The sequence below is a fragment of the Hymenobacter agri genome (assembly GCF_054778495.1).
Genome location: NZ_BAAGZM010000415.1, coordinates 1 through 5,386, shown reverse-complemented (window position 1 = coordinate 5,386; position 5,386 = coordinate 1). Strand labels below are relative to the sequence as shown.

The window sequence follows — 5,386 nt, the reverse complement described above, 5'->3', positions numbered from 1 at the left end:
AGCACGGCGTAGCGCAGGGCGTAGTAGGCGGCCCACTCGGCGGGCGTGCGGGGGGCGCGAATGGCGGCGGCGGCGTTCATGAGGGAAACGTGAAGCGGAAACGTAACGAAGGCCGGTGCGGGCCGTTACCTTTGCGGACCGGCCCGCGCCGGTTTAATCTTCTCAAAGCTACGCCCCACCCGCTATGGCATCCTTCGACATCGTGAGCAAAGTTGACCCGCAAACCCTGGAAAACGCAGTCAACACAGCCGTTAAAGAACTTGCAACCCGCTACGACCTGCGCGATACCAAAGGTGGCATCGAGCTCAACAAAAAGGAAAACACCATCCTGCTGTCGTCCGAAAATTCAATGCGCATCAAAGCCCTCGAAGACATTCTGCTCGGCCGCGTGGTGAAGCAGGGCATCGACGGCACCAGCCTCGACTTCACGGCCGACGAGCAGCCCAGCGGCCAGCTCATCAAGAAAACCATCAAGGTACGCGCCGGCGTCGACAAGGAGTTCGGCCGCAAAATCATCAAGGCCATCAAAGATGCCAAGGTGAAAGTGGAGGCCCAGATGCAGGACGACCAGATTCGCGTATCGGCCAAGAAAATCGACGATTTGCAGGCCGCCATCGCCGTGCTGCGCAAGGCCGATATCGGCCTGCCGCTGCAATTTGTGAACATGAAATCCTAAAAATGTGACGATGAGGAGAATGTGGAAATGTGAGGATGATGCGCGTAATGCTGCAATAAGTACTGCTATTCAGCCCTGACTTTATCCATTTTCATTTTTCCACATTCGCACATTCTCTCATTCAACTTATGTACGATTTCGGAGCCTTTACCCACGCCGCCACCTGGGTTAGTTTGCTGACCCTCACGTTTATGGAAATCGTGTTGGGCATCGACAACATCATTTTCATTTCCATCGTCGTCAACCGCTTGCCGCAGGAGAAGCAGGCGCGGGGCCGCACCATCGGCCTGCTGCTGGCGCTGCTGTTCCGCATCGGCCTGCTGCTGAGCATTTCCTGGATTGTGAGCCTGCGCAATCCGCTGTTCAACCTGCCCCAGTTTCCGTGGCTCGACCAGCCCTTCGGCGTGACCGGGCGCGACCTTATTCTGCTGGCGGGCGGCCTGTTCCTGATGTACAAGAGCACCACCGAGATTCACACCAAGCTGCAGGGCGAGGAAGAAGAGGAAGTGGGCAAGGGCGGGAGCGCGTCGATGATGAGCATCATCCTGCAAATCGTCGTCATCGACATCGTATTCAGCTTCGACTCCATTCTCACCGCCGTGGGCCTCGTCGATAACGTGCTGGTAATGATTGCGGCCGTGATTTGCGCCATGGGCATCATGCTCACCTTTAGCGGGGCCGTGGCCAACTTCGTGAACAACAATCCCACCATCAAGATGCTGGCCCTCTCGTTCCTTATCATGATTGGCTTCATGCTGGTGATGGAGGCCGCCCACAAGGAAATCGAGAAGGGCTACCTCTACTTCGCCATGGCTTTCTCGCTGGTGGTGGAGCTGCTGAACCTGCGCCTGCGCAAGAAAAACAAGCCCGTGCACCTGCGCGACTCGCCATAAGGCGCAGAGGACCGCAGAACGTTCTGCGGTCCTCTGCGCCTTTCTGCTGCGCCTGCTCCGATGAAAATCAACTGGCTAGCACCACTACGACATCGGGCTGGTCGAGCACGCGGCGCAGGGCCATTTCCAACAGGCGGCGGTTGAGTTCGGCGCGGTGCTGGCGGTAGAAGGCGTATTCGGCAGCAGTGAACTGGCCGGAAATCAGACCCACCACGGTGTAGCGCAGCTTGGTGTTGCGGGTCAGCAGCTCGCTGAGCTGGTGGTGCTGGTCAGTGGGCCGCAGGGCGATGTGGTGGTCGCGCACAAAATCGGCCACCACGGCCAGCAGCAGGTCGTTTTGCAGCTTGAGTACCGGGCGTAGCGTGGCGTGCAGGAAGGCGCCCACGGTGCCGTCGACATCGGTAGTTTCGGTGGGCACGAGGGGGCGCAGGGCCAGCAGGGCGTCGTCGGGGCGCGTGAATGGGGGAGTGGGCATGACACTCCAACTGCTGGCTGCCGCAATGGTTGCCGGGGCCGGGCGAGCGTGCAACGCGCCCCTACACCACGCCCAGCTTCACCAGTGCGTCCCAGAGCACCACGCCGGCGGCCACGCCCACGTTCAGCGAGTGCTTGGTGCCGAACTGCGGAATTTCCACCGCCATATCGCACAGCGCCAGCACGGCATCTTCTACGCCGAATACTTCGTTGCCCATCACCAGCGCCAGCGGCCGGCCAACTTCGGGCCGAAACTGGGGCAGTAGCACACTGCCGGTCGTTTGCTCCACCGCGGCCACCTGGTAGCCGGCGGCCTTGAGGGCGGCCACGGCCTCCACGGTTTCGGCGGCGTACTCCCAAGCCATCGACTCCTCGCTGCCCAGCGCGGTTTTGGTGATTTCGCGGTGCGGCGGGCGTGGCGTGTAGCCGCAGAGGTAGATTTTTTCGAGGGCAAACGCGTCGGCCGTGCGGAAGATGGCGCCCACGTTGTGCATGCTGCGCACGTTGTCGAGCACCAAAACCACGGGGCTTTTGGGCGTACTTTTGAAGTCATCAACCGTGGCCCGGTTCAGCTCGGCCATTGTGAGTTTTCGCATCGAAATACCGCGAACTTTGCGGTTCGCTTTGTCGGTTTAAAATAGGGTGGCCCGCAGGTTTGATGTGCTTCATCGGGCCGCGTCCGCAGTTGCGGAAACTGCTGCCCTTTCCTCGTTCACATCAAAATGCTGCGGCCTGCAAAGGTCGCGCGCCGTTGCCTTGCCTGCACCCAAAAAAGAATTCGTTATCAAATCCGTCGGCCCCGACCATTTCACCGTGCCCATCCCGGCCGTGAGTGAAACGCCGCTGATGAAGCAGTATTACCAGCTCAAGCAGCAGCACCCGGGCGCGGTGCTCCTGTTCCGGGTGGGCGATTTTTACGAGACGTTCGGGGAGGACGCCGTCACGGCTGCCCGCATTCTCGACATCACGCTTACCAAGCGCGGGGCCGGTAGTAGCAGCGAAGTGGCTCTGGCCGGCTTCCCACACCATTCGCTCGACAACTACCTGCCCAAGCTGGTGCGTGCTGGCCAGCGCGTGGCCATCTGCGACCAGCTCGAAAATCCCAAGGAAGCCAAGGGCTTGGTAAAGCGCGGCATCACCGAGCTGGTGACGCCCGGCGTGAGCATGCACGACAACGTGCTCGAACGCCGCTCGAATAATTACCTGGCCGCCATTCACTTCGGTAAAACCGAGGCCGGTATTTCCTTCCTCGATATCAGCACCGGCGAGTTCCTGGCCGCCCAGGGCTCGCTCGATTACCTAGGCAAGCTGATGCAGAATTTCAGCCCCGCCGAGGTGCTGTTCTGCAAGAAAAGCCGCTCGGATTTTGAGCTGCATTTTGGCCCCGACTACTGCACCTACGCGCTCGATGACTGGGTTTTCGGGGCCGACTACGCCCACGATACGCTCACGCGCCACTTCCGCACCACCTCGCTGAAAGGCTTCGGCGTGGACAACCTGAAGGAAGGCGTCATCGCGGCCGGCTGCATCCTGCATTACCTCGCCGAAACCAAGCACACCGACATCCAGCACATCGCCAGCCTCGGCCGGCTGGAAGAGGACAAGTACGTGTGGCTCGACCGCTTCACGGTACGTAATCTGGAGCTGGTGCAGGCCCAGCACCCCGGCGGCGTGCCTCTCATCGACGTGCTCGACCAGACGCTAACCCCGATGGGCGCCCGCCTGCTGCGCAAGTGGATAGTGTTGCCCCTGAAGGAAGTAAGCCAGATTCAGCGCCGTCTCGACACCGTGGCCGCCCTGGTGGCCGACGAGGAATTGCTTGGCGACCTCACCCAGCACCTGCGCCAGATAAACGACCTGGAGCGCCTGATTTCCAAAGTAGCCGTGCGCCGCGTGAACCCCCGCGAGCTGCTGCAGCTGGCCCGCGCCCTCGAAGCCGTAGCCCCCATGCGCGAGCGGCTAGCCGCTTCGGGCGTAAAAGCGCTGGTTAAGCTGGCCGAGCAGCTTAATCCCTGCGCCAACCTGCGCCAGGAAATCCTCACCAAAATCAAGCCCGACGCGCCCATCCTCACCAACCAGGGCGGCGTGCTGAACACGGGCGTCGATGCCGAGCTGGACGAGCTGCGCGCCCTGGCTTTCTCGGGCAAGGATTTCCTGCTGCAACTGCAGATGCGCGAGCAGCGCAACACCGGTATCTCGTCGCTGAAAGTGGCTTACAACAAGGTGTTTGGCTACTATCTTGAAGTGACAAACGCTCATAAGGACAAGGTGCCCGCCGAATGGATTCGCAAGCAGACGCTGGTGAATGCCGAGCGCTACGTGACCGAGGAGCTGAAAACCTACGAGGAGAAAATTCTCAACGCCGAGGAAAAGCTATTCGTGATTGAGCAGCGCATCTACAACGAGCTGGTGCTGGCCGCGCTCGATTTCGTGCCCCAGATTCAGCAGAATGCCCGCGCCATTGGCGTGACCGACTGCCTGGCCAGCTTCGCGCTCACGGCGCGGCAGCAGCGCTACGTGCAGCCCGTGGTGAACGATGGCACCCTGCTCGACATCAAAGCCGGCCGCCACCCGGTCATCGAGCGGCAGCTGCCGCCCGGCGAAAGTTATATCCCGAATGACATCTGCCTCGACCAAGACGAGCAGCAGATTGTGGTGATAACCGGCCCCAACATGGCCGGTAAGTCCGCGCTGTTGCGCCAGACGGCTCTTATCGTGCTGCTGGCCCAAATCGGCTCCTTCGTGCCCGCCGACGCAGCCACGGTGGGCATCATCGATAAGATTTTCACCCGCGTGGGGGCCTCCGACAACCTGAGCAAGGGCGAAAGCACCTTCATGGTGGAGATGACCGAAACCGCCTCCATTCTCAACAACCTCTCGGACCGCAGCCTCGTGCTGATGGACGAAATCGGGCGCGGCACCAGCACCTATGACGGCATCAGCATTGCCTGGGCCATCGTGGAGCACCTGCACAACAACCCCAAGGCCAAGGCCAAAACCCTCTTCGCCACCCACTACCACGAACTCAACCAACTGGCCGACGACTGCGCCCGCGTGCGCAACTACAACGTGGCCGTGAAGGAGGCCGACGGCCGCATCCTGTTCCTGCGCAAGCTCCAGCCCGGCGGTTCCGAGCATAGCTTCGGCATTCACGTAGCGCGGCTGGCTGGTATGCCCACTTCGGTGGTGCTGCGGGCCAACGAAATCATGCATCACCTGGAAGTGGAGCGCACCAGCGCGGGCGCCGACGACAATGCCGCGACGGAGTTCGACGACGTGCTGGCAGGCATCGAGCCCAATGGTAGCGGCAGCCGCGCCGGCATTGCCATGCCGCCGCCCCGCG

5 protein-coding genes are annotated in these 5,386 nt (G+C 61.2%); 3 read left to right on the top strand and 2 right to left on the bottom strand.

Annotated features, from left to right (window positions below):
* The first annotated feature begins 184 nt into the window (after positions 1-184).
* Together ACYVDE_RS16825 and ACYVDE_RS16820 are read left to right on the top strand one after the other, a co-directional pair.
* Positions 185-676: a YajQ family nucleotide-binding protein gene (locus tag ACYVDE_RS16825; protein WP_460502709.1), complete on the top strand. Its 492-nt coding sequence runs from the start codon at positions 185-187 to the stop codon at positions 674-676.
* A gap of 128 nt (positions 677-804) precedes the next feature.
* A complete protein-coding gene (locus ACYVDE_RS16820) occupies positions 805-1,569 on the top strand; it encodes a TerC family protein (protein WP_460502708.1) in 765 nt (254 codons plus the stop codon).
* Positions 1,570-1,636: 67 nt separating this feature from the next.
* On the opposite strand, the gene ACYVDE_RS16815 is transcribed toward ACYVDE_RS16820, so the two are convergent.
* Together ACYVDE_RS16815 and ACYVDE_RS16810 are read right to left on the bottom strand one after the other, a co-directional pair.
* Positions 1,637-2,044: a hypothetical protein gene (locus tag ACYVDE_RS16815; RefSeq protein ID WP_460502707.1), complete on the bottom strand. Its 408-nt coding sequence runs from the start codon at positions 2,042-2,044 to the stop codon at positions 1,637-1,639.
* 61 nt (positions 2,045-2,105) lie between these two features.
* Positions 2,106-2,639, bottom strand: a complete 534-nt coding sequence (locus ACYVDE_RS16810; protein WP_460502706.1) for an RNA methyltransferase — start codon at positions 2,637-2,639, stop codon at positions 2,106-2,108.
* Positions 2,640-2,889: 250 nt separating this feature from the next.
* Here ACYVDE_RS16810 and mutS point away from each other — a divergent pair.
* Positions 2,890-5,386: DNA mismatch repair protein MutS (mutS, locus tag ACYVDE_RS16805; protein WP_460502710.1), on the top strand; the 2,497-nt coding region annotated here is incomplete at its 3' end.